Source organism: Euzebya pacifica (genome assembly GCF_003344865.1).
GTDB classification, from domain to species: domain Bacteria; phylum Actinomycetota; class Nitriliruptoria; order Euzebyales; family Euzebyaceae; genus Euzebya; species Euzebya pacifica.
In genome coordinates, this window is record NZ_CP031165.1 from 3,101,434 (window position 1) to 3,127,449 (window position 26,016).

A 26,016-nucleotide genomic window follows, 5' to 3' on the forward strand; every position below is an offset into this window, starting at 1 on the left:
CTGGATGTGGTTGGGTGACGTGTCGACGTCTGTCAGTCGTCGTCGGTGGTGGTGGGAAGATCTGCGGCGGTCCAGGCGCTCATGCCGCCGAGGAGGTTGGTGATGTTCTCGCGCCCGTGGTGGGTGAGCAGGGACGACGCAACGGTGGACCGGAACCCGCTGCCGCAGACCACCAGGACCTCGCGGTCGGCAGGCACCTCATCGATGCGGGAGGGCAGCTCGGCGCCGGTGATGAACTGCGCGTCGGGCGCGTGACCGCTGGCCCATTCGCCCGGCTGGCGGACGTCGAGGACGTGGTACCGGTCGAGGTCGTCGGCCAGGTCCTGGACGGTCACGGTCGGCAGGTTGTCCATGGGCCGACCCGAGGTCCGCCAGGCGAACATGCCGCCACGCAGGTGGCCGACGGGGCGGTCGTAGCCGATCCGCAGCAGCTCCCACGTGATCTCCTCGAGCTGCTCGGTGTCGTCGACGACCAACAGGGTGCGCGCGCCCTCGGGCAGCACGGTGCCGGCCCAGGTCGGGAACGACGAGCCGTAGCCGACGTTGAGGGCGCCGGGGATGTGCCCGCTGGCGTAGGCCTCCGGCTGCCGGGTGTCGAGGACGATGACGTCCCCGTCGAGGTCGACGTCGTCGACGTTGACGGGCGGCGGCAGGTCCACGGTCCCGACCGGCTGGACGCCATCGGCGTTCTGCCCACGCATCCGCGGCCAGTACGGCGGGACGGCCGGGAGGTTGTCCAGCCGCAGGCACTGCTGCACGAAGTCGTCCTTGTTGGACACCTCGCGGAGGATCTCGTTGGTGCGGCGTTCGTAGCCGACCGTCGTGACCAGGCGGGATCCGATGGCTCCGCCGCACAGGGAACCGGCGACGTGGGTCGGATAGACCAGCACGTGATCGGGAAGGGTCAGCAGCTTGTGCTGGATCGTGGCGCAGAAGGCCTCAGCCGACGCCTTGGTCTCCTCCGGACTGCCCAGCAGGTCGGGACGAGCCAGGTCACCGACGAGGAGGGCACCGCCGGAGAGGAGGATGGCCGGTTCGTCGTCGTCCTGCTGGCCGTCGGTGAGCAGGAAGCTGATGTGCTCGGGTGTGTGACCGGGCGTGTGGAGCACGGTCACGCCGACCTCGCCGAGCTCGATGCGGTGCCCGTCCTCGACGGGTTCGTGGTCGTAGCCCAACCGGTCGGTGTGTCCCGATCCCAGGGCCGTGGCGCCGGAGCGCTCGACCAGCTCGCGCAGGCCGGACAGGTAGTCGTTGTGCTGATGGGTGTCGACGACGTACCGGATGCGGTAACCCTCGCGAGCGGCCAGGTCCAGGTAGGGCGCGACGTCGCGGCGGGGGTCGACCACGAGGGCGTCGCCGGTCTGCTCAGAGGCGATCAGGTAGGACGCGTGTCCGAGGGACTCGTGATGTAGCTGTTCCAGCTGCATGGGGTGCTCCGTTCGTGCGTGTGGACTGCGGGAGGATGCGAAGAGGTGCGGAGTGGGTGCCAACATACCCCTGGGGGTATATGATGCAATCCCATGAACACCGATCGCATACCCACTGAGGCCAGAGCTGACGCCATCAAGCGGCTTCGTCGCGCGGCGGGACAGCTGCAGGCCGTCGCTCGGGTCCTCGAGGAAGGCGGCGGCGACTGCGTTGCCGTCCTTCGCCAGCTCGCGGCCGGCAAGGCTGCTGCCGAACGGGCAGGACTCAAGCTGTTGTCGGCTGGACTGGTCGAGTGCCTCACCGAGGCTCGGGAGGACGACCTGTCCACCGAGGAGTTCGAGAAGCTGTTCATGACGCTCGCCTGACCCATCCGTCAGCCGGCACCGAACCCAAACACCCCAACACCCGACCGGGAGGTCACCCACATGTGTTCACCTGCACGATGCTCGAACTGTTCGAAGACGACGTGGAGCGGCTGCGGCCAGCACGTCGACCAGGTCATGCGCGGCGTACCGAAGACCAACCGGTGCACCTGCACCGCCGAGGAGAAGGCACAGGCGCGCCGTTCGGGCTCGCTGATGTCGCGGCTGCTCGGCCGCTGACCGGGGCTACCCTGTCGGGCGAGGGTCGCCGGTCGCGACCCTCCCGACGAGGGGCGCCCGTACCGGCCAGCACGACGGGCGCGAGGAGCTCGTCATGCCATGGATCGTGCTGGTCGTCGCAGGGTTGTTCGAGGTGGTCTGGGCCAGCCTGCTGGAGGAGACCAGGGGGTTCACCCGCCTCGTCCCGACGGTGGGTTTCGTGCTGTCGCTCGCGGTCAGCATGTACCTGCTCAGCGTCGCGACACGGACCATCCCCGTCGGCACGGGATACGCCGTGTGGGTCGGCATCGGCGCCGTCGGCGCGTTCGTGGTCAGCGTGGCCGTGAAGGGGGAGGCCACCAACGGTCCCCAGATCACGGCGATCCTCGCCCTCGTCGCGTCGATCATCGCGGTCAAGCTCACCTCGGCCAGCTGACAGCCACCGGACTCCACCGGTGCCATCTCCCATGTGCCCCCGGGGGTATCAGGGATCCGCAGGGCGGTGTCGCACCGGGACCGTAGGATCGCTCGTCGATGGGTGACGAGCACTGGGGACCGGAGCGGGTGCGTGCACACGCCCCCGACGCCGCCTCGTGGGCCGCTGCCCAGAAGCTGTCCCGGTCAGCCGCGTGGTCGGGGCTCGGGCGGCTCGACCAACTCCTCTGGGGGCGGTGCCAGGGGTCCGGAGCGTCGCCGTACCGGACGAGCGTCGACCTGCAGGGCCCGGCGTTCACCTGCAGCTGCCCGTCCCGGAAGCAACCCTGCAAGCACGGCCTGTCGCTGCTGCTGGTCTGGCTGGCCGACGTCGACGGGTTCGGCGAAACGACCGACGCCCCCGAGGATGCCTTGGCCAGGGCCCGTCAGCGCGCGGCCAGGACCACTGCGGCAGGGGACCGGCCCCCGGTCGACCCAGAGGCCCGCGCCCGCCGGGTCGCCAAGCGCGTTGCCCTGATGGACACGGGCATGGTCGAGCTGCGCCAGTGGCTGACCGACGTGGTCGTCGACGGCCTGGCCGCGACCCGCTCCAGGCCACACGCCTGGTGGGACCTCGTGGGCGCACGCCTGGTCGACGCGCAGCTGCCCGGCCTCGCCGACCGGGTGCGATCGTTGCCAGCGACCGTCGCCGGCCACGACGACTGGGCGTCCCTGCTCCTCGGCGAGCTGGGACGGCTGCACCTGACCGTTGCCGCATGGCAACGGCGCGAGGACCTGGACCCGGCAGACGCCGCGGACCTGCGCACCTTCATTGGGTGGGGCCGTTCGTCTGCAGAGGTCCTCGACGGCCGTCGCCTGACGGGAAGGTGGACCGTGCTCGGGATCGGCACGTCCGACACGGGCAGGGTGGTGGAGCAGCGGACCTGGCTGCACCACCCCGAGGAGGGCCATGCCATCCTGCTGGACTTCGCTGGCGGCAACACCACCCCACCGACCCCACAGCTGCTCGGCAGCGTCCTGGCCGTGGAGATGGGGGTCTATCCGGGCCGGCCACCCCGACGCGTCCGTTTCGCGGAGGAGCCCCTGACGGTCGGCGAGGCCGACGAGCTGCCGATGGCGGGGGAGGGGTGGGGGCCCGCGCTGGACGCCGTCGCCGCGCTGGCCGCCGAGGCGCCTTGGCAGGACCGGTTCCCGTGCACGGTGTCCGGCGTGCGGCTCGTCGATGCCGACGTCGACACCCCACGGGTCATCGACCGCTCCGGCCGGGCACTTCCCGTGCTCGGCCTGGACCCATGGGCCACCCTTGCCGTCACCGGTGGGCGGCCGGTGACGATGTTCGGCGAGATCGTCCGCGAGGCGTTCCGACCGTTGACCGTCGCAACCGATGGCCAGCTGCTGGCGGTCCCGGTCGTGCAGGAGGCCACCCGATGGCAGGAGCGGTGGGCGTGACGGAGGACTGGCGGTGGAACGACCTCGTGGCCCACGCGACGCTGGGCACCGGTCGACGCGGGGACGTGCCCGAGCGCAGCCTGCTGGGCATCGCGCTGCCCGGGGACGGCAGCGTGGAGGATCGTGTGCTGCAGGCGGCGGCAGCTGGATGGTCGGCCCGGCGGGCCAGCCTGCGCGCCCACGCCCTCGAGGCCGTCGATGCGCGCTGGGACGCGCCCGAGGAGGAACCGCTCGGCGTCGCCCCACCCGACGCGTTGCAGCTACTGGACGGCATCCTGTCCGGCCTGGTCGCCACACCCGACCGCGCCGGCCTGCTGACGCGCTGGTTGACCGTTGCGGGAACGGCCGGCTGGCGGATCTCCAGCGGCCACCTCACCGAGGTCCTGGACCAGGTGCCCCGACCCCTGCCCGGCGAAGCCGTGGCCGCCATCGGCCGCCAGGGTCGGTGGCTTGCCTCGTTGGGCCAGACCCGGTGGGCCGATGCCCTCATCGACGTGCCGACCGCCGAGGAGCAGCTCGCGATCGGGGGGCGACAGCGACGGGTCGCCGCGGTGCGCCTCTGGTCCGTCGCGCCCGACCGTGGGCACGACATCCTCGCCGAGCGTTGGGGCCACTGGTCGGCCGGGGTGCGCACCGACGTCGTCACCGCCGTCGGTGCGCTGGTCCGGTCCGACGACGAACAATGGCTCGAGGCAGCCCTGCGTGACGAGACCCCACGGGTGCGGCACGCCGCGGCACGAGCACTCGGCAGGCTGCCCGACAGCCGACGCGCCCAGCGCATGGCCGAGCGACTGGTCCGGCTGGTCCACCTCGACCCGCCCCGACGGGCCGGATCGGGTGCCGAGCGTTCCCGAGCCGCCACGGTGACGCTGGCGGACGTCAGGCCCTCGACGGCCGATCTCGTGGATGCGACGGCGGCACCACCCCCAGTGGGCCTCACCGCCTGGTGGCAGGGCCAGGTCCTGTCGGCTGCGCCGCGGCACGCATGGGAGCGCCTGACGGGATCACTCGATGCCACCACCGCCGTGCTGGCCGACCACCCGCCCCTGCTGCTCGCGGCCGCTCGGGCCGCCGCGGACCAACGGGACGCCATCTTGGCCGAGCGCCTGAGGCCAGCGTTGCTGGCAGCCCACGAGGCACCGGTGCCACCCGGAGCCGTCCTGCCCCCGGGTGGTGACCGCTGGATGGAGCGGCTGCACGACGTCCTGGCCCTCGTGGACGGGCCGTGGTCGCCGGAACTGACCGACGACGTCGTCACCTGGTGCGCAACCCACCCGCGGCCGGGCACGGCCCTGGGCACCATGGCCACGCTGCTGGCAACCCGCGCCGGTGGCGTGCTGGACCAACGCCTCGCCGCTGCCCGACCCACGGGACTCCACGCGCAGATGGTCGCATCGACGATCGACCGCATCAGCCTGTCCCGCTCGTTGTACCGGGCCATCGACCACATGATCCACGACCGGACCGAACCGTGATCCCGCCCGGAGCCTCCACATGACCGACAACGCCGCCCACCCTGCGGCTGCGCAGCGTCCCCACGCCGAGGACGCCTTCGCCGACGAGCTGGCCGCCATCGGGGCAGCGGACGACCGGCCGCGTCCCCCGTCGTGGCGCCTGTCGCCGTGGGCCGTCGCCCTCTACCTGCTGGGCGGGACCCTGCCCGACGGCACCGTCATCGAGCCCAAGTACATCGGCCGGCGACGCCTGATCGAGGTGGCCATCGCCACGCTGGCCACCGACCGTGCGCTGCTGCTCCTCGGCGTGCCGGGGACGGCGAAGACCTGGGTGTCGGAGCACCTGGCCGCCGCGATCTCCGGCCGGTCGACCCGGATCGTGCAGGGCACGGCCGGCACCCCGGAGGAGGCCATCCGGTACGGCTGGAACTACGCCTCGTTGCTGGCCAAGGGGCCATCGTTGGAGGCCATGGTCCCCTCGCCGGTCACGAGGGCCATGGAGGAGGGGTCGGTGTGCCGCATCGAGGAGCTGACCCGCATCCCTGCCGACGTGCAGGACGCCCTCATCACCATCCTGTCGGAGAAGTCGATGCCGATCCCGGAGCTCGACATGGAGGTGCAGGCGGTCCCCGGCTTCAACGTCATCGCGACGGCAAACGACCGCGACAAGGGTGTCAACGACCTGTCCTCGGCGCTGCGTCGTCGCTTCAACACCGTCGTCCTGCCGCTGCCCGACACCGTGGAGGAGGAGGTGGAGATCGTCCGCACCCGGGTCACCGCCCTCGGCGAGTCCCTGGCCCTGCCGGCCGACCTCGACGCGTTGTCGCAGATCCAGCGGGTCGTCACGATCTTCAAGGAGCTGCGCGAGGGACGGACCGTCGACGGGCGTGCGGCCGTCAAGACGCCGTCCTCGACCCTGTCGACCGCCGAGGCGATCAGCGTCATGACCAACGGGCTGTCCCTGGCGGCGCACTTCGGGGACGGCCGTGTCTCCGCAGCCGACATCGCCGGTGGGATCCGGGGCGCGGTCGTGAAGGACCCCGTCCAGGACGCCATCGTGTGGACCGAGTACCTCGACACCGTCGTGCGTGACCGGGACGACTGGAACGACCTGTACGCCGCCTGCCGAGAGCTCGGCTAGATGCCGACCGACGACGTGGTGGTGTGTGGGGTGCGCCATCACGGCCCCGGATCCGCCAGGTCGGTCCTGACCGTCCTGGAGCAGGTCGCACCCGCGCACGTCGTCATCGAGGGGCCGCCCGAGCTGGACGGCATCGTCGAATGGGCGGGGGCCGAGGACCTCGTGCCGCCGGTCGCGGCCCTCGTCCATCGTCCCGACGTGCCCTCGCGGTCGTCGTTCTACCCCATGGCCACGTTCAGCCCGGAATGGAACGCCCTGCGCTGGGCCGTGCGCAACGACGTGCCCGTGTCCTTCGCCGACCTGCCGGCCACCAACGAGCTCGCCGACGGCTACGACCGGGACGACGTGCCCGGGGAGTCCCTCGATCCCATCGGGCAGCTCGCCGCGGCGGCCGGCTACACCGATGCCGAACGCTGGTGGGAGGACGCCGTCGAGCACCGGCACACCGCCGCCGCGGGGTTCGCGGCCATCACCGATGCCATCGCCGCCATGCGGTCCGACCACGACGACGACCCGCACCTGCGACGTCGTGAAGCCGCAATGCGTCGGGTGCTGCGCGCCGTCATGGCGTCGGTGGACGGGCCCGTCGTGGTGGTCTGCGGGGCCTACCATGCGCCGGCGCTCACCCCGGAGCGGTTCCCGACCAAGACCGCGGACACCACCACGCTGAAGGGGCTCCGGCGGCAGAAGGTCGCGGTGACATGGGTGCCGTGGACGTCGGGCCGCCTTGCCGCCGGATCGGGGTACGGCGCCGGCGTGACCTCTCCGGGCTGGTATGCCCATTGCTTCGCCACCGACGACGACCAGCGGGTCGACCGCTGGATGGTGAAGGTCGCCCGGGCGCTGCGGAACGCCGACCTGTCGGCACCCACCGCGTCGGCGATCGAGGCGGCCAGGCTGGCCGCGAGCCTGGCGTCGTTGCGTGGCCGTCCTCGTGCCGGCCTCGCGGAGTGCACCGACGCCGCCCTGGCGGTGCTGTGCGGCGGACGACCCGAGCCGCTGCAGGTGATCCACGACGAGGTCGTGGTCGGCCACGAGCTGGGCGCCGTGCCCGAGGGGATCCCACAGGTCCCGCTGGCCCGCGACCTCGAGTCCGCAGCCCGGTCGGCCCGGCTGAATCGGACCGCCGACGCCAGGACCATCGTCTGTGACCTGCGGACGCCCGCGGGGGCCGCCAAGTCCGTCCTGCTCCACCGCCTGTTGCTGCTGGGCATCCGCTGGGGACGTCCCGCGGACGCCGGCGGGACGACGGGCACCTTCAAGGAGGGCTGGACGCTGCAGTGGCGACCCGAGCTCGCCGTGGCGGTCATCGCCGCGTCGGTCCATGGCGGCACCGTCGAGCAGGCCGCGACGGTCCGGGCCATCGGCCGGGCCCGCATGGCCGAACACCTCGTGGACGTCGTCGACCTGCTGCACGAGTGCCTGCCCGCCGACCTCCCGGACGCCACCGGCGCGCTGGTCGAGGAGGTCGATCGACGTGCGGCCACCACCCACGACACGCTGCACCTGATGCGCGCCACCGAACCGTTGGCACGGGTCTGCCGCTACGGCGACGTCCGGCAGCTCGACACCAGCCGGCTTCGTGACGTCCTCGACAGCCTGGTGCGCCGGATCTGTGCCGGCCTGTCCACCGCCGTCGTCGGGCTGGACGACGATGCCGCAGCCGACGCCCGGGCGGGCATCGACGCACTGATCGCCGCTGTCCGCCTGCTGGACCATCCCGTCCTGACCGACCTGTGGGTCGCGGCGGTCGGCAAGCTCGTCGATCGTCGCCGTGTCCACGACGGCATCGTGGGGCGATCCGTCCGCTACCTCCTCGACGGCGGCCACCTGTCGGCCGAGGACGTGGCCGGCCGCCTGTCGCGGGCGCTGTCGCCGGCCCGCCCCGCGCGTGACGCCGCGGCGTGGGTCGACGGATTCCTCGACGGCGACGCCGCCCTCCTGCTGCTCGACCCGACGCTGCTGGGGATGCTCGACGGGTGGATCAGCACCGTGGACGTCGACGTGTACGACGACCTGCTGCCCCTGCTCCGCCGTACCTTCTCGCGCTACACGCCCACGGAGCGCAACCACATCGGCCAGCGCCTGCGCCACGGCACGTCCCGCGTGGCGGAGGAGCGTCCCCTGGATCCGGTCGCGGCCACGCACGCCATCCGCCACGTCCTCGAGCTGTACGGGGCGACGACGTGACCGACCACGAGGTTCCGGACGCCCGCGCCGAGGAGCGCCTCAGGCGGTGGCGCCTCGTGCTCGGGTCCGACAACGACGCCGACGGCACCGGCGTCGGACTGACGGGGGCGGACCTGCAGCGCGACAGCGCCCTGGAGGCCCTCTACGGCAGCAACACCCGACGCCAGGGCGGGCTTGCCGGGTCCTCACCCCGAGTGGCGCGGTGGCTGGGGGACATCCGCACCTTCTTTCCCTCCACCGTGGTGCAGGTCATGCAGCGCGACGCCATGACACGCCTGGGCCTTGCCGACCTGCTGCTCGAGCCCGAGATGATCGATGCCGTCCAGCCCGACCTCGACATGGTCACCACCCTGATGGGCCTCTCCGGTGCCATCCCCGACCGGTCGAAGCAGGCAGCCCGCCTCCTGGTGAGGGCCGTCACCGACGACCTGGTCGCCCGGTTGGAGTCCACCACCCGACAGGCGATCAGCGGCGCCATCAACCGATCGGCGCGGACCCGCAGGCCACGCCACGGCGACATCGACTGGCCGGCGACCATCGCGGCCAACCTCGCGCACTACCAGCCCGAGTACCGCACGGTCATCCCGCACCGGCTGGTGGGCCATGCGCGTCGGCGCAGCCACATCGACCGGCGGATCGTGCTGTGCCTCGACCAGTCCGGTTCGATGGCCGACAGCATCGTCTACGCGTCGGTGTTCGGCGCGATCCTTGCGTCGTTGCCGGCGGTCGACGTGCGCCTGGTGGTGTTCGACACGACAGTCGTCGACCTGACCGACCGGGTCGAGGACCCCGTCGACGTGCTGTTCGGCGTGCAGCTGGGTGGGGGCACCGACATCAACGCGGCCCTCGCGTACTGCCAGCAGCTGATCGAGCAGCCCAGCGACACCGTGTTCGTCCTGGTGTCGGACCTCCACGAGGGCGGGGTCCGGACCGAGATGCTGCGGCGCTTCGGCCAGCTCGTCACCTCCGGGACCACCGCGATCGCGCTGCTGACGCTGTCCGACACCGGCACGCCGTCGTGGGACGCCGACAACGCTGCCGCCCTCGCCGAGCTCGGGGTGCCGGCCTTCGCCTGCACCCCCGACCTGTTCGCCGACATGATGGCCGGCGCGATCAACCGTGACGACGTCGGCCGCTGGGCCGCCGACAACGACATCGCCGTGGCTCAGCCTCCCGAATGAGCCTCCGGACCCGTCCTGGGCCTCAGCCGTCCGCGAGCACGATCACCCGGTCGCCAGCCCCGAGCCGGACCTCCCCCGAGCGAGGGGGATTGACCACCACGCCGTAGGCGGCTGCGGGGTCGTCGGCCCGGGCGATCAACCGATAGCCGATGGCCGTCTCGCCCCGGGCCGAGGCGGCGGCGACAACCGTGCTGAAGGGGGTGGACAGGTCGGGCAGTACGTACTGCTCGGCCGGACGGAGGTAGATCTCGGAGCCCGACGGGTCGAACAGCTGGGCGAAGACCGTCTGGAGGTCCGGTGCCTCCGAGACCTGGCTCATCAACAGGCTGATCAGCCGCTCGGACACGATGAAGTCGTCCGCGGACGTGGTCCGCAACAGCTCGCGGTTGCGGCTGTCGAGGACCTCGGTCACGACCGCGAACCGGGCGTCCGTGCGGCCGGCAAGATCCCGGAGGTGCAGCAAGGTGATCATGGTGTCGGTGTCGGCGGCGTCCCGGCTCTCCGCACCTGCGTCGGCCAGGATGATCACGTGGTCCATCCTCGCCAGGTCCAGCGCCTCCAGGACGGCCCGTCGGGTGATGTCAGCCGTTCCGGCAGTCAACGCGAGGGTGTTCAGCTCGGCCGCAAGGTCGGCCAGCGCCGGCTGCACGTCGACATCGTTGCTCACGACGTGCACCGTCGAACCGTGGGGGACGTAGGCATCCAGGTTGCGCAGCAGCACCGTGCCGCGATCGTTCCATCCGAGCACGAGGGTCCGCTCGGGCGGTGAAGTGACGGGCTCGACCGCCACGACGTGGTCCTCCACTGGCGTGGCCACGGGGGCTGACGCCGGGATCACTCGGTCGTCATCGGCGGCGATGGCGATCACGTCGTCGCCGGCGGCCATCACGGTGTCGGCGGCCGGATTGAGGGTGATGGTGCCGTCCGGCCGACGCAGGCCGATCGGGCTGGCCCCCTCGTAGGCCAGCAGCACCTCACCCCAGCTCCGACCGTCCAGCGACGGCGCCGGTGCGAAGTAGATCTCGTCACCGTCGAAGTCGAGCAGCTCGTGGATCACCACCGACAGGCCGGACTGGCGACAGGTCTGCGCCGTGATCCGTGCGATGAGGTCGCCCACGTCGAGCAGCCGGACGTCACCGCCACCGATGATCTCCGCCACCTCCCGGTTGGCGGGGTCCTCGAGTGTGGCCACGATGTGGTTGCACCCCCGCGGACGGACCGAGGGGTCGCCAAGTGCCAGGAGGGCCCGCAGGACGAAGCGATCGTCGTGGTCGTCCTCCGGGGTGACCACCACGATCGAGCGCGCCGTGGCTGGACTCGCGATGGCCAGGTCGGCGATCGACGTGGGCCTGCCCGAGCGGCAGATCACACGGGTGTGTCCCAGCTGGTCGCCGAGCTGTTCGCGGATCTCGTCCTCCATCTCGACCTTGTCGCGATCGGCCAGGACCACCACCTTCGGGCGGGATCGGTTCTCGTTGGCCACGGCGAGCTCAGCGAGGATCACGAGGGCCTTCGGGGACCAGCCGAGGATCAGCGAGTGCCCGTCCTCGACCACCACCGACCGCCCCTTCCGGAGCTGCTCCAGTCGACCCTCGATCCCGGTCGTCAGGACACCGATGAGGGTCGACAGGATGAACAGCCCGCCGATGGTGACCAGCAGCATCACCGCACGGAACGGCCATCCCACATCGGCGCCGACGGCCCCGGCGTCGAGCGCACGCATCAGCGCTTGCCACGTCGCTTCTGCGACCCCGAGCGACTCGGCATCTGCAGGACGCAGCCCGAGCAGGACGAGGGCGGCCGCACCGGTCATCACGACCGCCGCGGACAGGAGGGCCAGCCAGCCGATCAACGCGACGGGCCCACGCGACAGGGATCGATCCAGGGCATACGCCAACCGCAGCCTGGTGGACCTCGACCGCCGGGATACGCCCCGTGGCTCGTCACTGACGGTTGCTGGCGGACGGCGGCGGGCTCGCACGGCGGGCGCGGTCATGGCTCTCAGTTCTTCACGGGCCCGTCGTCGGGCCGAACCGGCTGCAAGGTACTCCCTGCACGCCTCGTCTGCACCGACGGTGACCCGGCCGCTAGATTCGGCCACAGATGTCCCGCCTCACGCCCCGCGCCGGGGCGCTCACCGTCCAGGCCAAGGCGTTGGCGTTCGTGTTGTTCGCCGTCGCGTTCGGCACCAACGTGTCCACCCCGCTGCTGCTGCTGTATCGCGAGCGGCTGGATCTCTCCGCCACGTCGGTCACCGTGATCTTCGCCGTCTACGCGGCGGGCCTGCTGCCGGCCCTGTTCCTGGCGGGTCCTGCGTCGGATCGCCTCGGGCGGCGCCCGGTGGTGGTGCCCTTCGTGGTTGTGTCCGTCCTCGCGTCCGCGATGTTCCTCGGCGCCTCGGCCGGGCTGTGGGTGCTGCTCCTGGCACGGCTGGCCCAGGGGATGGTGTCGGGGGCCGTGTTCAGCGTCGGCAGCGCATGGATGGGTGAGCTCGTCCCCGATCAGGGCGCGGCGAGTCGTGCGGCGGCGACCGCGCTCAGCCTCGGGTTCGGACTGGGGCCGCTCACCGCCGGGGCGCTGGCCCAGTGGGCCCCTGCCCCGGCCCTCACCCCTTTCGTCGTGCACCTGGTCCTGATGGCGGGTGCGCTGGCGGTCCTTCGTCGCGTGCCCGAGACGCTGCTCGCCCCCCGGGGGACAGGGCCCCTGCTGAATCTCGGGGTGCCGCGGGCGGCACGGCAACCCTTCCTGCGGTTCGTCGTGCCCGCTGCCCTGTGCGTCTTCACGTTCCCCTCCGTGGCCGCCGTGACGCTGCCGCTTCGGTTGCAGGCGGCGATGCCCGGGATCGCCCTCGTGGTCACGGGCGCGGCGGCCGGGCTGGCCCTGACGACCGGGGCCTTCGTGCAACGGCTGGAGAAGCGCATGGGACCCGCGCTGGCTGCGCCCGCCGGCGCCGCAGCCGGGGCACTCGGGTTGGCCCTCGGGTTGGTGGCGGCGGCCGTTGACGTGCCGTGGGTGCTGTTGCCCGCTGCCACGGCCCTGGGGGTCGGCTACGGGTTGACCCTGGCGGCGGGGTTGACCGCCACCCAGCGCCTGGCTGATCCCGCGGCACGGGGCGCGCTGGTGTCGACCTTCTACGCCGTGGCCTACCTCGGCTTCGGCGTTCCCGTCGTGATCAGCGTGGTGGGGGAGGGGACCAGCTTCGACGGCGGGTTGCAGGTTCTGCTCGCCTGCACGTTGGCGATCGTCGGGCTGCTGTCGCTCCGGCTGGACCGGGCCACGGTCGACCGTCCGCGGCCGAGCGCCGCACCGCTGACCACGTCCTGAGAAGCGGGATGACCGATCTGTGTGGGATGCGGCCGGGAAACTACGATCTGGGCCATGAAGTACGTCAGCACCCGCGGTGACGCGACCCCGCAGCCCTTCTGCGACATCCTGCTGGAGGGGCTCGCGCCCGACGGCGGCCTGTACCTGCCGGAGACCTATCCGACGGTGGACGACGCCACGCTGACGCGCTGGCGCAGGCTGGGCTATGCCGACCTCGCCGTCGAGGTCCTCGGACTGTTCATCGACGACATCCCCGACGACGAGCTGCGCCGGATCGTCGAGGAGACCTACACCGCCGAGCGGTTCGGGACGCCCGACATCACGCCGCTCCGTCCGCTGGGCGACAGCGGCATCCTGGTCCAGGAGCTGTCCAACGGGCCCACGCTGGCGTTCAAGGACATGGCGATGCAGCTCCTCGGCGCGCTGTTCGAGTACGAGCTCGGCCGTCGCGGCGAGACGCTGAACATCCTCGGGGCGACGTCCGGTGACACCGGCAGCGCCGCGGAGTACGCGATGCGGGGCCGCGACGGCATCCGCGTGTTCATGCTGACCCCCGAGGGACGGATGAGCCCGTTCCAGCAGGCCCAGATGTTCAGCCTCACCGACCCCAACATCCACAACATCGCCGTCGCTGGGGTCTTCGACGACGCACAGGACATCGTCAAGGCGGTCTCCAACGACCTGGCGTTCAAGCGGGCCCACAGGATCGGGACGGTCAACTCCATCAACTGGGCACGTCTGGTCGCCCAGGTCGTCTACTACGTGGCCGGCTACCTGCGGGCGACGACCGACAACGACCAGGCCGTCAGCTTCACCGTGCCGTCGGGGAACTTCGGCAACGTCTGCGCCGGCCACGTGGCCCGGTCCATGGGCGTCCCGATCGACAAGCTCGTGGTCGCCACGAACGAGAACAACGTGCTGGCGGAGTTCTTCGCCACCGGCACCTACCGGGTTCGCAGCGGCGCGGAGACCCACGAGACCTCCAGCCCCTCGATGGACATCTCCAAGGCGTCGAACTTCGAACGGTTCGTGTTCGACCTCGTCGGTCGCGATGGCGACAGGGTCCGCGGGCTGTTCGGCGAGGCGCTGGCCACCGATGGGTCCTTCTCGGTCACGCCCGAGGAGTTCGACCGGGTGGCGTCCTTCGGGTTCCTCGCCGACACCAGCACCCACGCTGACCGCGTCGCCACGATCGAGGCGACATGGGCGCAGCACGGCTCGCTGGTCGACCCGCACACCGCCGACGGGCTGACGGTGGCCGCGCGTCACGTGGCCGACGGCGTGCCGATGATCGTGCTGGAGACCGCCCTGCCGGCCAAGTTCGCCGCGACCATCCACGAGGCGATCGGCCGCGAACCCGAGATCCCCGAACGGCTCGCTGGGCTGCTCGACCTGCCCCAACGGGTGCGGGCCATGGATGCCGACGTGTCGCAGGTCAAGGCGTTCATCGCCGAGACCTGCGCGTAGCGGTCTGGCCTACTCCTCGACGGGGCAGGCCAGGTGCCGCTGCAGGACGGTGTCGGACAGCTCGGTGGTGTCGCCGAGCACGACGGCGGTCGCCGGCGGCACACCACAGGCGAGCAGTCGAGCGCTGCCGACGGCCAACCCGTCGGCGTTGAGGGGCAGCAGCGGCCGCGCCGCGGTGGCGGCAAGGGAGGTGCCGGCCAGCCCCCACGCCCAGCCGTCTGCCGCCCAGCCGTCGTGCACGTGGAGCTGCCGGCCGGCAGTTGACTGGCTCACACCGAGCAGCTCGCTGCTGATCAGCGCTGCGGTCTCGTCGCGGGTGGCGCCCCCGATCCGGGCGATGGGGCTGCCGCCCGGCAGCGCGCCAGCGACCGCAGCGGACAGGGCCGCTTCGCCGCCGAGGACGCTGATCGGTCGATCGTCGGCGTTGGCGTCGAGCCATCCGGCGGTGGCGGCATGCAGGGTCGTACGGTCGGTGAGGAGGATCGGCCAGCCGTGCAGCGCGGCAGCCGACGACGCGCCGATGGCATCGGCCCAGGCGCTGGTCGGGGCGGTCGCCGTGCCGAACGCACGGGCCAGCAGGTAGCGGTCGGGGGTCCCGATCAGCTGCTCGACCGTCGTGGCGATCGCAACAGCCGTCTCGATGCGGGTCGGCCCGGCGATGCGACGTGGGACGAACCCGAGGGCGCGCACGTCGTCCTCGACCTGCGCCGCCAGCGCCGCGGCGCCGCCGAGCAAGCGAACGTCGGCGCCGTCCTCGAGCAGCTCGGCCAGGACGGCTGCGACGCGATCGTCGAGGCGGTCCGGCCCGGTCAGCAGCAGCGGCCCGGCTGACGCGAGTGCCGACCCGGTGGTGGCGTCGGCGAAGTCGGCCGTGGTGGCCAGGGTGGCCCCGGAGGCGGTGCCGTCCTCGAACGCCCGACGGGACGCGAGGACCGACAGGGCCACCGGGTCCTCGGCGTCGAGGCGCTCGATGCCCGAGCCGGGACACCCGGCCAGGACGACGTCCAGCGGCCCGTCGCTGTCGATGACGAGCTCGGCATCGCAGGTCACGCCTGCCCGGGCCGGATCGATGGTGACCCTCGCGATGTTGGTGGCAGTGATCTCGAGGCGGTCGGCTGGTGTGGTGGCCTCGGCGTCGGTCTGGGTGACACCGCGCTCCACGTAGGTGATCGCGCCGGCGTTGCCGCCGACGAGGGCGCCGCCGCCCGGGCTGGTCTCCTCGGCCGTCCTCCGGCCGTTCCCGAACGCCGCGGAATGGACCTCGATCGTCCCGGTGGGGGCAGCGTCCGGGTCGGCGAGGCGCAGGCCGGACAGCCAGTAGGCATGGTCGGCGACGACGTCGGCGGAGTCCTCGGTCGGGTCGAGGACGTAACGGATCGTGGACGGGTCACGGTCGACCTCGGCGTCCCCCATCCACTCCGCACCCGGGGTGTACTCGTCGTTGCCCGCCAGGGTCAGGTGATCGGCCGTGGTGAACAGGTCGTAGACATGGGCAACGCCTGCGTCGACGAGGCCGGCGTGCGCGGCTTCGGCGTCGCCGATGTTGACCAGCTCGTCCGCAGCGGCGTTCCAGGTCAGCAGCGGGATGTTGTGCAGGGACGGCAGCTGATCGGCGACCGTGCCCGGGGCGCCGACGACGGAGAAGCCATTGGCGAAGAGGTCGGGCCAACGTGCGAGCAGCCGGTAGGTCCCGAACCCGCCCATGGAGTAGCCGGACACCGCGACCCGGTCGGTGTCGATGGTGTGGTGGCGCGCGGCGTCGGCCCAGACCTCGAACGTCTCGGCCTCGGGCACTCCGGTGTAGAAGCCGTCGGGGCCACGGCCCTCGGGCGTGACGACGATGTGGCCCTCGCCTCGCTCGCCGAGCTGGACCTGGTTGTTGGTCGACAGGTACTGGTTGTGGTTGGCCGACAGCGAGTGCAGCAGGAGCGTCAGCCCCCACCCGTCGGCTGGTGGCTCGCCCTCGGGCACGTACATGGCGTAGGGCTGCAGCTGGCCGACGTAGCGGCCGTGGCAGCTCGTGCCCGGTGTGCTCGGGGTGCTGGAGATGGCGAAGCAGACGTTGTCGGGCTCGATCCCCTGGCCGGCCACGTAGCGGCTGGCGTGGATGCGGTTCATGGGTCCGCTGGTGGGCAGGGTCGACTCGTCGGTCGTCCCGCCGGCGCCGAGTGCGCCGAAGTCGACGGTGGTGGAGAAGGGGGAGAGGTCCCCAGCGGTCAGCTGCAGCGACTGCTGCCGTTCGCGCCACCACGGGGCGAGGGCACGGGCACCGACGGCCGTGTCGGCCATCGTGACCCCCGCGATGAACGGGGTCGGTTCGTCCAGCCGCGGGCCGACGTTGACCAGCGCGCTGCCGACGAGGCTGCCACCGCCGGGGGTGTCCTCGGTGGCGGGTCCGGGCTGGGGGGCGAGGTAGGTGCCTGCGTCGACGTCCCACAGCCCCACGCCGACGGTGACCGGGACCGCTGCGGTCCCTGGGTTCCACGCGCCGTCGGGAATCCGCAGGTCGAGCTGCCGTCGTTCGAGGTCGACGGTGACCGTGGGGGCAGGGCTGATGACCTCGCCGGTCGCGGCGTCGAGCAGCTCGGCGGTGCCGCCATGGGTGGTCAGGAAGACCTCCGCGAGGGATGACGCCCCCGCGCCGTGGGGCCAGTCGTGGCTCCCGGCGTCGCCGAGCGCGATCGTGACCGCGGTCAGGGCCGGGTCGACGAGCGTGTTGAGGGTGATGCGCAGCGCGGTGGCGTCGTCGAGGCGCGTGATCCGCAGCTCCACGAGGTCAGCGGCGTTGTGGCGGTAGACCTCGTCGGTCGGATAGGTGAAGGTGCCGGCGGCGGGGGAGTAGAGGTTGGTCGACACGCCGTAGGGGTCGGAGGGGTCGAGGACGCCGGTGGCCCCGTGGTCGTCGAACAGGAAGTCCTGGTAGAGCCACTCCCCGTCCCGGTAGGCGTGGGCACCGGAGATCAGCAGCGGTTCCGCCTGCCACGGCCCGACGTTCTCCAGCTGTGGTGCCCGTGGTGGCGGCAGGTACAGCGCGTCCGGTCCCGGCCGGTGTCCGCTGGTGACCGATGGCAGGTGGTCGCCCGCCTCGGACATCGCCTCCGCCGGTTCGGCGGTCACCATCCCGGCCACCACCGCCGCGGTGACCGCGATCGCGATCAGCGACATTCGCCCCGTCCTGCCTGCACCCATGACTGCGCCTCCTCCGCGGGCCCGTGACCCGCTGCTGCGACCGGCTCTGGCCGCAGCGGCGCACACGCTAACCCAGCGTGCGTCGTTGGCGACCGTCCGTGGCTTCGGCTGGGACGCGGTCTCACATGTGTCGACGCATCCCCGGTGGGGGTACATGGGTCACCATGACTCTCTTCGCACAGCGCGTGATCGCCGACGACGTCCTCGCCGTCGAGCCGGGCCGGGTCTTCGACGTCCTGGCCGATCCGAACTGCCTGGCCACGCTGACCCCCCTGGTCGCTCGCATCGAGACCGACGGCGAGCGGTGGACCTGGCAGCTGGTGGAGGTGTCGGCCCTGGGTGTGACCGCGACCGCACGGTTCACCACGCTCATGGACATCGGCAGCGAGGCGATCCGCTTCCGTCCGGCAACCGACGTCGACGAACGCGCGTCCGCGACCGGCCACCTCGAGGTCACCGCCGACGAGACCGGTGGGACGCGGGTGGCCATCGACCTGACCGCGACCGTCGAGCTGCCCCTGCCGCGGATGATGTCCCGGCCGGTCACGGCCGTGATGTTCGCCACGATGCGTGGTGGCGGAAGCCGCTTCGCCGACAACCTGCTGGACCACCTCGGCAACCCCGACCGGCGCGGCATGGACGTCCGTGCCGCCGACGCCACGTCGGGCCAGGCGGTGTCTGCGTAGCCGATCGGCTGCCCGAACGGCCCGTCAGCGGATCGGCTCGTCGAACTGCTCGCAGTCGGGGTTCTCGCACCGGAACCCGCCGTCGGGGTCGATGACCTCCTGCGGCAGCGTCGTGACGCCGCAGGCGGGACAGACCGGGGCCCGACGTTCGTGACGGCGGGGGTCCAGGCCCAGGTCGTCGTCCATGCTCAGCCCTGCTGGGCGGGCAGCGAGGCCTCGATGGCGCTGGTGACGGTGTTGTCGAGCGGCTCGACCTTCGGCCCGAACCGTTGCACGACGACGCCGTCGGGACCGACGAGGAACTTCTCGAAGTTCCAGCGGATGTCGCCGTCATGGCCGTCGGCGTCGGGGGTCGAGGCGAGCGCCTCGTACAGCGGGTGGCGGTCGTCGCCGTTGACGTCGACCTTCGCCGTCAACGGGAAGTCGACCCCGTAGGTGGTGCTGCAGAACTCGCGGATCTCTCCGGCGCTGCCAGGTTCCTGCCCCATGAACTGGTTGCACGGCACTCCGACGACCCCGAACCCGCGGTCCCCGTAGCGGTCGGCCAGCTCGACCAGCCCCTCGTACTGCGGGGTCAGCCCGCACCGCGAGGCCACGTTGACGATCAGGGTCGCACGACCCCGCTGCTGGTCGAGCACGGCGGCCGGGGTACCCTCGAGACCGGGGATGGCGATGTCGTAGACGTTCATGGACGGGACGCTAGCCCGGGCCACCTCCCGCGTCAGCGGTCGACGGTCGGCACCACCAGCCACTGGACCGGACCCAACGCATACTGGCCCGCAATGAACTCCATATGGCTCCAGCTCGGACTCGTCGGCGTCCTCGTGGTGATGAACGCACTGTTCGCCGGCAGCGAAATGGCCCTGGTCAGCCTCCGCGAGGGCCAGCTGGCGAAGCTCGAGCAGCAGGGCAGCCGGGGCGCGCTGCTGGCCCGCCTTGCCCGCGAGCCAAACCAGTTCCTGGCCACGATCCAGATCGGCATCACCCTCGCCGGCTTCCTGGCCTCCGCGACCGCGGCCGTGTCCCTGGCCGAACCGCTGGAGGCACCGCTGGAGGCGGTCCTCGGTGGGGCGGCGCGACCCGTGTCCATCGTCCTGGTGACCGCCGCGCTGACCTTCCTCACCCTGGTGTTCGGCGAGCTCGCCCCCAAGCGCGTGGCGTTGCAGCGCACCGAGTCCTGGGGCCTGCTGGCCGCACGCCCCCTCGCGGGACTTGCGACGCTGACCCGTCCGGTGGTGTGGCTCCTCGGCATCTCCACCGACGTCGTCGTGCGGCTGCTGGGCGCCGATCCCTCGATGCAACGCGAGGAGATCACCGAGGGCGACCTGCGCGACATGGTCGCGGTGCAGCCGGAGCTGAACGAGCACGAACGGCGCATCATCGACGGCGCGTTCGAGTTCGCCGACCACACGCTGCGACAGGTGATGGTGCCCAGGGTCGAGGTCGTGTCACTTCCCCACGACCACGACGCCGCCGGGGCGTCGACCGTGCTCGCCGAGAGCGGCCACACCCGGGTCCCCGTGCACCTCGGCGACCTCGACGAGGTCATCGGCACGGTGCACCTGCGTGACCTCGTGGGTGCCGAGGGGCAGCTCGCCGACCACGTCCGCCCGGTCCTGGTGCTGCCCGAGTCCGTGGGGTGCCTCGACGCGCTCCACCGCATGCAGGAGGAGCGCCAGCAGATGGTCGTCGTCATCGACGAGCACGGCGGCACCGCCGGCATCGTCACCGTCGAGGACCTGATGGAGGAGCTGGTGGGCGAGATCTGGGACGAGGCCGACCCCGACGTCCGGGGCGTCGAGCGGAACCCGGACGGCTCGATGTTGCTGGAGGGGTCCTATCCGGTGCATGACCTCGTCGACATCGGCGTCGACCTGCCGCGTGGTGACTACACCACCGTCGGCGGGCTGGTCCTCGCCACGCTGCACCGCATCCCCGAACGTGGCGACCGCGTCCGCGTGGGCGACTGGGACCTCGAGGTGGTCGAGGCCACGACCCGGCGCGTCCGGCGGGTGCTGCTGACACCCGTGGGGGAGGAGCCGAAAGGGGACTAGTACGGACCGGCCAGCTGCCGTAGTGTGCGGGCTATTCATACGCATAATACGGAGGAACATCATGGTCAACATCCGATTCCGTCCGCTCGCGCTGCTCGCCGTGACGCTCGTCGCGAGCCTGGCCCTCCTGTTCGTGGTCGCCCCGCAGACCGCCGAGTCCAGCACCGCCGACCGCGGGGGACACGGCCAGTCCCAGTCCCAGTCGCAGGGCCCGAAGATCGACAGCCAGGACGTGCTCGACACCCTGTATCAGTGGGCCGAGGCCTACGACGAGAACGATCCTGACCTGATGCGGGATGCGTTCACCGACGACGCGACCTTCGTCTACGCCTCGCCTGCGTTCGAGGAACCCCTCGTCTTCGAGGGCATCGAGGAGCTCATGGGGCTGTTCATCGACGCGCTGGAGTCCCAGCACGACCAGCGACGCCACGTGATGAGCAACTCCCGGATCGAGCGGATCGACCGCCGGACCGTCCAGGTCACCTCCTACCTGACCCTCCTCGTGGTCGCCGACCCGGCGGACGGCCCGATCGTGCAGAGCACCGGGGTGTACCGCGACACCCTGGTGCTGGAGCGCGACGGCAAGTGGCGCATCCAGGTCCGTGACCTGCAGCTGGACACCGCCGCCTGACCTGCCCCGGATCGACACGTGGAAGGGCCCCGGGGGAGTACCCGGGGCCCTTCGCTGCGACGGGGCGCTACTCGACGATCATCACGGCCTTGGTGTTGACGAACTCGTGGATGCCGAAGCCGCCGTGCTCGCGGCCGTACCCGGAATCCTTGACGCCACCGAACGGCAGGTTCGGCTTGGCCAGGTTGTAGCCGTTGATGTTGACCATGCCGGTGTCGAACTCGGTGCGGGCGAGCTCGATCGCGCGGTCGACGTCAGCGGAGAAGATGCCGCCACCCAGGCCGTAGCGTGAATCGTTGGCGACCCGCATGGCCTCGGCGTCGTCCTTGACGCGGATCAGCGCCGCAGCCGGACCGAACAGCTCGTCGTCGTAGGCCGGCTGGCCCGGGGCCACGTCCTCGAGGACGGTCGCGGGATACCAGGCGCCGGGTCGGTCGGGGACCTCACCGCCGAGCAGCAGGGTGGCGCCCTTCTCCACGGACTCGGTGACCTGGTCGTGGAGGGTGTCGCGCAGCTCGGTCCGGGCCATGGGGCCCAGCTTGGCCTTCGGGTCGGTCGGGTCGGCCATCTCGACGCCCGACATCCGCTCGACGAAGGCGTCGCGGAAGGCCTCGTAGACGTCGTCGACCACGATGAACCGCTTGGCGGCCACGCACGTCTCGCCGTTGTTGACGATGCGTCCCATGACGCAGGTCTTCACGGTCCGTTCGATGTCGGCGTCGGACAGCACCACATAGGCGTCGTTGCTGCCGAGCTCCATCACGGTCTTCTTCAGGTGCTTGCCGGCGACCGCGGCGACATGGCGGCCAGCGCCGTCGGACCCGGTCAGGGTGACACCCCTGACCTTCGGGTTGGCGATGACCTCGTCGGACTGGTCGTGGGAGATCTTCAGCGCCGTGAACACCCCCTTGGGGAGACCGGCGTCCTCGTAGAGCTCCTGCAGCCGTTCGGCCATGCCCCACACGTTCTGGGCGTGCTTCAGCAGGACCGTGTTGCCGGCCATGATCTGCGGGATCGAGTACCGGATGACCTGGTAGATCGGGAAGTTCCACGGCTGGATGCCGTAGATGACGCCGACGGGCTGGTGGGTCACGATCGCCCGACCGCCGTCGAGCTCGCGGTCCTCGTCGGCAAGCATGGTCGCACCGTTGTCGGCGGTGTAGTCACAGATCGCCGCGCACAGCTCGACCTCGCTGGGACCCTGGCCGATGACCTTGCCCATCTCCTCCGACATCAGCGCCGACAGCTCGTCGACGTTGTCGCGCAGCAGCTGTCCGAGCGTCCGGATCGCGTTGGCTCGGGTCTGGAAGGACTCGCGGCGCCACTTGTCGAAGGCGTTGTCGGCCGCGTCGATCAGCTGGGTCAGCTCGTCGTCGGTGTGGTGGGTGTAGGTGGCGATGTCCTCGCCGGTGGCGGGGTTCACGGTGGTACTGGTCGGCATCGGTTCTCCTGATGTGGACGTGTGGTGTTGTGCTGCCCGCTGCGTCGACCGGCAAACGCACCGGGCCGTTCGGACGGTCACTCCCGGGGCTTACTGCGCGAGCTGGCGGGTATCACCTGCCCGTGCCACCCCTGGAGACCGTCGTTGCCGACCGCTACCGCCTGATCGAGCTCATCGGGCGGGGCGGTGCCGGCGAGGTCTGGCGTGCCCGGGACGAGCGGCTCCAACGCGACGTCGCGGTCAAGCGGATCCGCCTCGCTCCCCTCGACGGCGAGGCGGACGGACAACCCACGACCTCACGGGCGATGCGGGAGGCGCGGGCGGCCGCTCGCCTGTCGCATCCGGGCGTGGTGACGATCTACGACGTCGTGACCACCGACGAGGAAACCGTGGCGAACCTGGTCATGGAGCTGGTCGACGCCCCCGACCTGGCCTCCGTGGTGCAGCGGGACGGGACCCTGTCGCCCGAGCGCGCGGCCGCCATCGGGGGCTCGTTGCTCGAGGCCCTGACGGCCGGCCACGGGATGGGGATCCTGCACCGCGACGTCAAGCCGTCCAACGTCCTGCTGCCAGCGGGCGGACGTCCCCGCCTGACGGACTTCGGCACCGCCACGATCGCCGGCGAGGACCGGCTCACCGCCAGCGGGATCGTCGTCGGATCACCGGCCTACATGTCGCCGGAGCAGGCGCTGGGGGAACCCGTCGACCCCCGTACCGACCTGTGGTCACTGGGCGCCACGTTGTTCCACGCCGTCGAGGGTCACCCGCCCTTCGGGGCCGGGAGCCCCATCGCGACCGCGCGGGCCGTCACCGCGGACCCCCCTCGTCCGGCGGAGCGTGCGGGCGCACTTGCCCCCCTGCTGGCCGCGCTCCTGACCAAGGATCCCGACGGCCGTCCCGGTGTCGAGGAGGTCCGAGCTGCGCTGGCTGGGGTGGCGGCCGGAACGTCCTCGCCTGCCGACATCGCGCCCGTGCCCGCCGGCACCATGCCCGTGCCCGCCGACACCATGCCCGTGCCCGCCGACACCATGCCCGTGCCAGCCGACACCGTGCCCATGCCTGCCGAGGGATCCGGCCCGTTGGGTGCGGCGGTCCATCACGATCCGGCACGGCGTCGGCGACATCTCGTCGTCGGTGGGGCGATGGCGCTGGTGGTGGTGCTGGGCGTCGTGGTGATCGGCCTCGTCGGCGACGGGGGAGGGGACCCGGCGACGTCGGTTACCGCACCAACCGCACAACCGGCCGACCCCACCGAGCCCGGAGCGGTCGCCGACGCACCTGCACCAACGCCCATCGACGAGGGCACTGCGACCGCACCACCAACCCCCGTTCCCACGTCGTCGGCGGTGGCAACCGACCTGCCGGCAGCGGAGGACGCCAGGCCCGACGAAGACGGCGACCAGAACGAGGAGAACGACGGCGAGGACGACGACAGCGACGACGACGGCGACGGCGAGGACGGCGACGACGAGGACGGCGACGACGAGGCCGACGGCGGTGCGGAGTTCGGCGACGGCACGGTGCCCGAGGGATGGCAGACCCACCAACCGGAGGGGGCGCCCTACACCGTGGCACATCCGGCCGACTGGGTGGTCGAACCCAGCGGGGGCACCCTGACCGACATCACCGACCCGAACGGCCCGGCCTACCTGCGGCTGGACTGGACCGACGATCCCGCACCGGATCCGGTGGCGGACTGGGAGGCCTACGAGCAGGACTTCGCCGCCGCCCACCCGGGCTATGAGCGGCTCCGGCTGGAACCCACGACGTTCAACGGCGAGCCAGCGGCCATCTGGGAGTACCGGTATGGCGGCGGCAACGGAACCCTGCACGCCTACAACCTCAACGTCTCCGGCAGTGACTACGGCTACGCCCTGAACTTCCAGACCAGCGAGAGCCGCTGGGCAGACGACGTCGCCCTGTTCGAGGGCTTCACCGCGTCCTACGCCATCGGCTCGTGACACCGGCGCCGGCGGGGTCCGTCAGCGGTGCCGCCAACCGAGGGCGCCGTCGATCCTGACGATCCGGCGAAGGTCTTGCCTCCCCCCTGCCCTCGTGGGCGACAATGGCCCGGTAAACCAGCACAGCCGCACCGCGACCCCGAAGGGCCGAGCACCGATGCCAGACCTCGCAGCGATCACACCCCCCGTCCCGACCCGGCCCCAGGACGGGGTCGCCTGATGGCCGGCGGACTCGTCGGGCTGCTCGACGACGTGGTGACGCTGGCCAAGCTGGCCGCTACCTCCCTCGACGACATCGGCGCGGCTGCCGGACGGGCCACGTCCAAGGCCGCCGGTGTGGTGATCGACGACGCCGCGGTGACCCCGCAGTACGTCCACGGGCTGGCTGCCAACCGCGAGCTGCCGATCATCAAGAAGATCGCCAAGGGTTCGTTCCGCAACAAGCTGCTGTTCGTCGTCCCCGTCCTGCTGATCCTCAGCGAGCTGCTGCCGGTCCTCCTCACCCCCCTCCTGATGCTCGGCGGGGGCTACCTCTGCTACGAGGCGGTGCACAAGATCTGGGGGGTGGTGGCCGGCCACGAGGGCGGACACGACAGCGCCGAGGAAATGAAGTCCGAGGACGAGGTGGTGTCCGGCGCGATTCGTACCGACCTCATCCTCTCGGCGGAGATCATGACGATCGCCCTCAACGAGGTCGCCGACGAACCCCTGGTCAGTCGCGGGCTGATCCTGGTCGTCGTCGCGATCGGCATCACCATCCTGATCTACGGTGTCGTGGCGCTGCTGGTGCGGATGGACGACGTCGGCCTGCACCTCGCCGAGACGCGCCAGAACGGTATGGCCAGGTTCGGTCGCGGCCTGGTCAACGCCATGCCGAAGATCCTGTCCGCGCTCGGCATCATCGGCACCGCCGCGATGCTGTGGGTCGGGGGCCACATCGTGCTGATCGGCCTCGACGAGCTGGGACTGCACGGGCCCTACGACCTGGTGCACGGCTGGGAGGAAGCCATACACGACGCCGTCGAGGGCCTCGGCGGCTTCCTGGCCTGGCTGACCAACACCGCCGCGTCGGCCGTCCTCGGCCTCGTGGTCGGCGCCGTCCTCGTCGCCGTCCTCTCCCTGCGGCCGGGAGCAGATTCAGGGGCCAGCGCCCACTGAGCCAGGCCAGGACCCAGCTGCGCCGACGACACCGATCCGGACGCCAGCTGCGAGTACGAGATCAGCGAGACCCCGACCGGCTGGGCCGATGCCGACTTCGACGACGCCGGGTGGGACGCCGCGACCGAGTGGAGCGCGGCAGAGGTCGATCCGAACGACGGGTACCTGAGATCAGCTGGGACGCGCGTGCGCAGCTGATCTGGGGACAGGACCTCGAGATCGACAACACCGTGCTCGCGCGCATGA

At 71.3% G+C, this 26,016-nt stretch carries 20 protein-coding genes; 14 read left to right on the top strand and 6 right to left on the bottom strand.

What is annotated here, in order from left to right; genetic code table 11:
* Positions 1 to 32: 32 nt before the first annotated feature.
* Complete coding sequence (locus DVS28_RS13240; RefSeq protein WP_114591865.1) at positions 33 to 1,427, bottom strand: MBL fold metallo-hydrolase; 1,395 nt, start codon at positions 1,425 to 1,427, stop codon at positions 33 to 35.
* Positions 1,428 to 1,520: 93 nt separating this feature from the next.
* Here DVS28_RS13240 and DVS28_RS13245 point away from each other — a divergent pair, with 93 nt between their 5' ends.
* The 7 genes from DVS28_RS13245 to DVS28_RS13275 all read left to right on the top strand — a co-directional run bounded on the left by DVS28_RS13245 (position 1,521) and on the right by DVS28_RS13275 (position 9,859).
* Positions 1,521 to 1,793, top strand: coding sequence for a metal-sensitive transcriptional regulator (locus DVS28_RS13245; protein ID WP_114591866.1), 273 nt, complete (start codon positions 1,521 to 1,523; stop codon positions 1,791 to 1,793).
* A gap of 331 nt (positions 1,794 to 2,124) precedes the next feature.
* On the top strand, positions 2,125 to 2,445 hold the full coding sequence (locus DVS28_RS13250; protein WP_114591867.1) for a DMT family transporter: 321 nt from the start codon (positions 2,125 to 2,127) through the stop codon (positions 2,443 to 2,445).
* 98 nt (positions 2,446 to 2,543) lie between these two features.
* Entirely contained in the window at positions 2,544 to 3,893 is a 1,350-nt protein-coding gene (locus tag DVS28_RS13255) for an SWIM zinc finger family protein (RefSeq protein ID WP_114591868.1), read from the top strand.
* A complete protein-coding gene (locus DVS28_RS13260; protein WP_164710486.1) occupies positions 3,872 to 5,368 on the top strand; it encodes a DUF5691 domain-containing protein in 1,497 nt (498 codons plus the stop codon). The genes DVS28_RS13255 and DVS28_RS13260 overlap by 22 nt, the downstream gene beginning before the upstream one ends.
* Positions 5,369 to 5,387: 19 nt before the next feature.
* Positions 5,388 to 6,488: an ATP-binding protein gene (locus DVS28_RS13265; protein WP_114591870.1), complete on the top strand. Its 1,101-nt coding sequence runs from the start codon at positions 5,388 to 5,390 to the stop codon at positions 6,486 to 6,488.
* Positions 6,489 to 8,678 (top strand): DUF5682 family protein, encoded by a 2,190-nt coding sequence (locus DVS28_RS13270; protein WP_114591871.1) that lies wholly within the window; start codon positions 6,489 to 6,491, stop codon positions 8,676 to 8,678. It abuts the gene before it with no gap.
* Positions 8,675 to 9,859 carry a VWA domain-containing protein gene (locus tag DVS28_RS13275; RefSeq protein ID WP_114591872.1) on the top strand — a complete coding sequence of 395 codons (1,185 nt, stop codon included), beginning with the start codon at positions 8,675 to 8,677 and terminating at the stop codon, positions 9,857 to 9,859. The genes DVS28_RS13270 and DVS28_RS13275 overlap by 4 nt, the downstream gene beginning before the upstream one ends.
* 22 nt (positions 9,860 to 9,881) lie before the next feature.
* On the opposite strand, the gene DVS28_RS13280 is transcribed toward DVS28_RS13275, so the two are convergent.
* On the bottom strand, positions 9,882 to 11,855 hold the full coding sequence (locus tag DVS28_RS13280) for a CASTOR/POLLUX-related putative ion channel (protein ID WP_114591873.1): 1,974 nt from the start codon (positions 11,853 to 11,855) through the stop codon (positions 9,882 to 9,884).
* Between the two features lie 107 nt (positions 11,856 to 11,962).
* Here DVS28_RS13280 and DVS28_RS13285 point away from each other — a divergent pair, with 107 nt between their 5' ends.
* Together DVS28_RS13285 and thrC are read left to right on the top strand one after the other, a co-directional pair.
* On the top strand, positions 11,963 to 13,183 hold the full coding sequence (locus DVS28_RS13285) for an MFS transporter (RefSeq protein ID WP_114591874.1): 1,221 nt from the start codon (positions 11,963 to 11,965) through the stop codon (positions 13,181 to 13,183).
* Positions 13,184 to 13,237: 54 nt separating this feature from the next.
* Positions 13,238 to 14,650: a threonine synthase gene (gene thrC, locus DVS28_RS13290; RefSeq protein ID WP_114591875.1), complete on the top strand. Its 1,413-nt coding sequence runs from the start codon at positions 13,238 to 13,240 to the stop codon at positions 14,648 to 14,650.
* 9 nt (positions 14,651 to 14,659) lie between these two features.
* Here thrC and DVS28_RS13295 read toward each other — a convergent pair whose 3' ends face one another.
* On the bottom strand, positions 14,660 to 17,815 hold the full coding sequence (locus DVS28_RS13295) for a cell wall-binding repeat-containing protein (RefSeq protein ID WP_164710488.1): 3,156 nt from the start codon (positions 17,813 to 17,815) through the stop codon (positions 14,660 to 14,662).
* Between the two features lie 188 nt (positions 17,816 to 18,003).
* Here DVS28_RS13295 and DVS28_RS13300 point away from each other — a divergent pair, with 188 nt between their 5' ends.
* The gene (locus DVS28_RS13300) at positions 18,004 to 18,525 is read left to right on the top strand and encodes an SRPBCC family protein (protein WP_114591877.1); all 522 of its coding nucleotides are present in this window, start codon (positions 18,004 to 18,006) and stop codon (positions 18,523 to 18,525) included.
* Between the two features lie 24 nt (positions 18,526 to 18,549).
* On the opposite strand, the gene DVS28_RS28395 is transcribed toward DVS28_RS13300, so the two are convergent.
* Together DVS28_RS28395 and DVS28_RS13305 are read right to left on the bottom strand one after the other, a co-directional pair.
* Positions 18,550 to 18,711 (bottom strand): hypothetical protein, encoded by a 162-nt coding sequence (locus tag DVS28_RS28395; protein WP_164710489.1) that lies wholly within the window; start codon positions 18,709 to 18,711, stop codon positions 18,550 to 18,552.
* Positions 18,712 to 18,713: 2 nt separating this feature from the next.
* Positions 18,714 to 19,214: a glutathione peroxidase gene (locus DVS28_RS13305; RefSeq protein ID WP_114591878.1), complete on the bottom strand. Its 501-nt coding sequence runs from the start codon at positions 19,212 to 19,214 to the stop codon at positions 18,714 to 18,716.
* 93 nt (positions 19,215 to 19,307) lie between these two features.
* Between DVS28_RS13305 and DVS28_RS13310 the strand changes: the two genes are divergently transcribed.
* Both DVS28_RS13310 and DVS28_RS13315 read left to right on the top strand, forming a co-directional pair.
* A complete protein-coding gene (locus DVS28_RS13310; RefSeq protein ID WP_114591879.1) occupies positions 19,308 to 20,579 on the top strand; it encodes a hemolysin family protein in 1,272 nt (423 codons plus the stop codon).
* Between the two features lie 61 nt (positions 20,580 to 20,640).
* A complete protein-coding gene (locus DVS28_RS13315) occupies positions 20,641 to 21,210 on the top strand; it encodes a nuclear transport factor 2 family protein (RefSeq protein ID WP_114591880.1) in 570 nt (189 codons plus the stop codon).
* A gap of 67 nt (positions 21,211 to 21,277) precedes the next feature.
* Here the strand turns inward: DVS28_RS13315 and DVS28_RS13320 are convergent, their stop codons facing one another.
* Positions 21,278 to 22,651 (bottom strand): NAD-dependent succinate-semialdehyde dehydrogenase, encoded by a 1,374-nt coding sequence (locus DVS28_RS13320; RefSeq protein ID WP_114591881.1) that lies wholly within the window; start codon positions 22,649 to 22,651, stop codon positions 21,278 to 21,280.
* Between the two features lie 122 nt (positions 22,652 to 22,773).
* Here DVS28_RS13320 and DVS28_RS13325 point away from each other — a divergent pair, with 122 nt between their 5' ends.
* Both DVS28_RS13325 and DVS28_RS13330 read left to right on the top strand, forming a co-directional pair.
* Positions 22,774 to 24,612 carry a serine/threonine-protein kinase gene (locus tag DVS28_RS13325; RefSeq protein ID WP_164710490.1) on the top strand — a complete coding sequence of 613 codons (1,839 nt, stop codon included), beginning with the start codon at positions 22,774 to 22,776 and terminating at the stop codon, positions 24,610 to 24,612.
* Between the two features lie 219 nt (positions 24,613 to 24,831).
* Positions 24,832 to 25,770, top strand: coding sequence for a DUF808 domain-containing protein (locus tag DVS28_RS13330; protein WP_114591883.1), 939 nt, complete (start codon positions 24,832 to 24,834; stop codon positions 25,768 to 25,770).
* Positions 25,771 to 26,016: the final 246 nt, after the last annotated feature.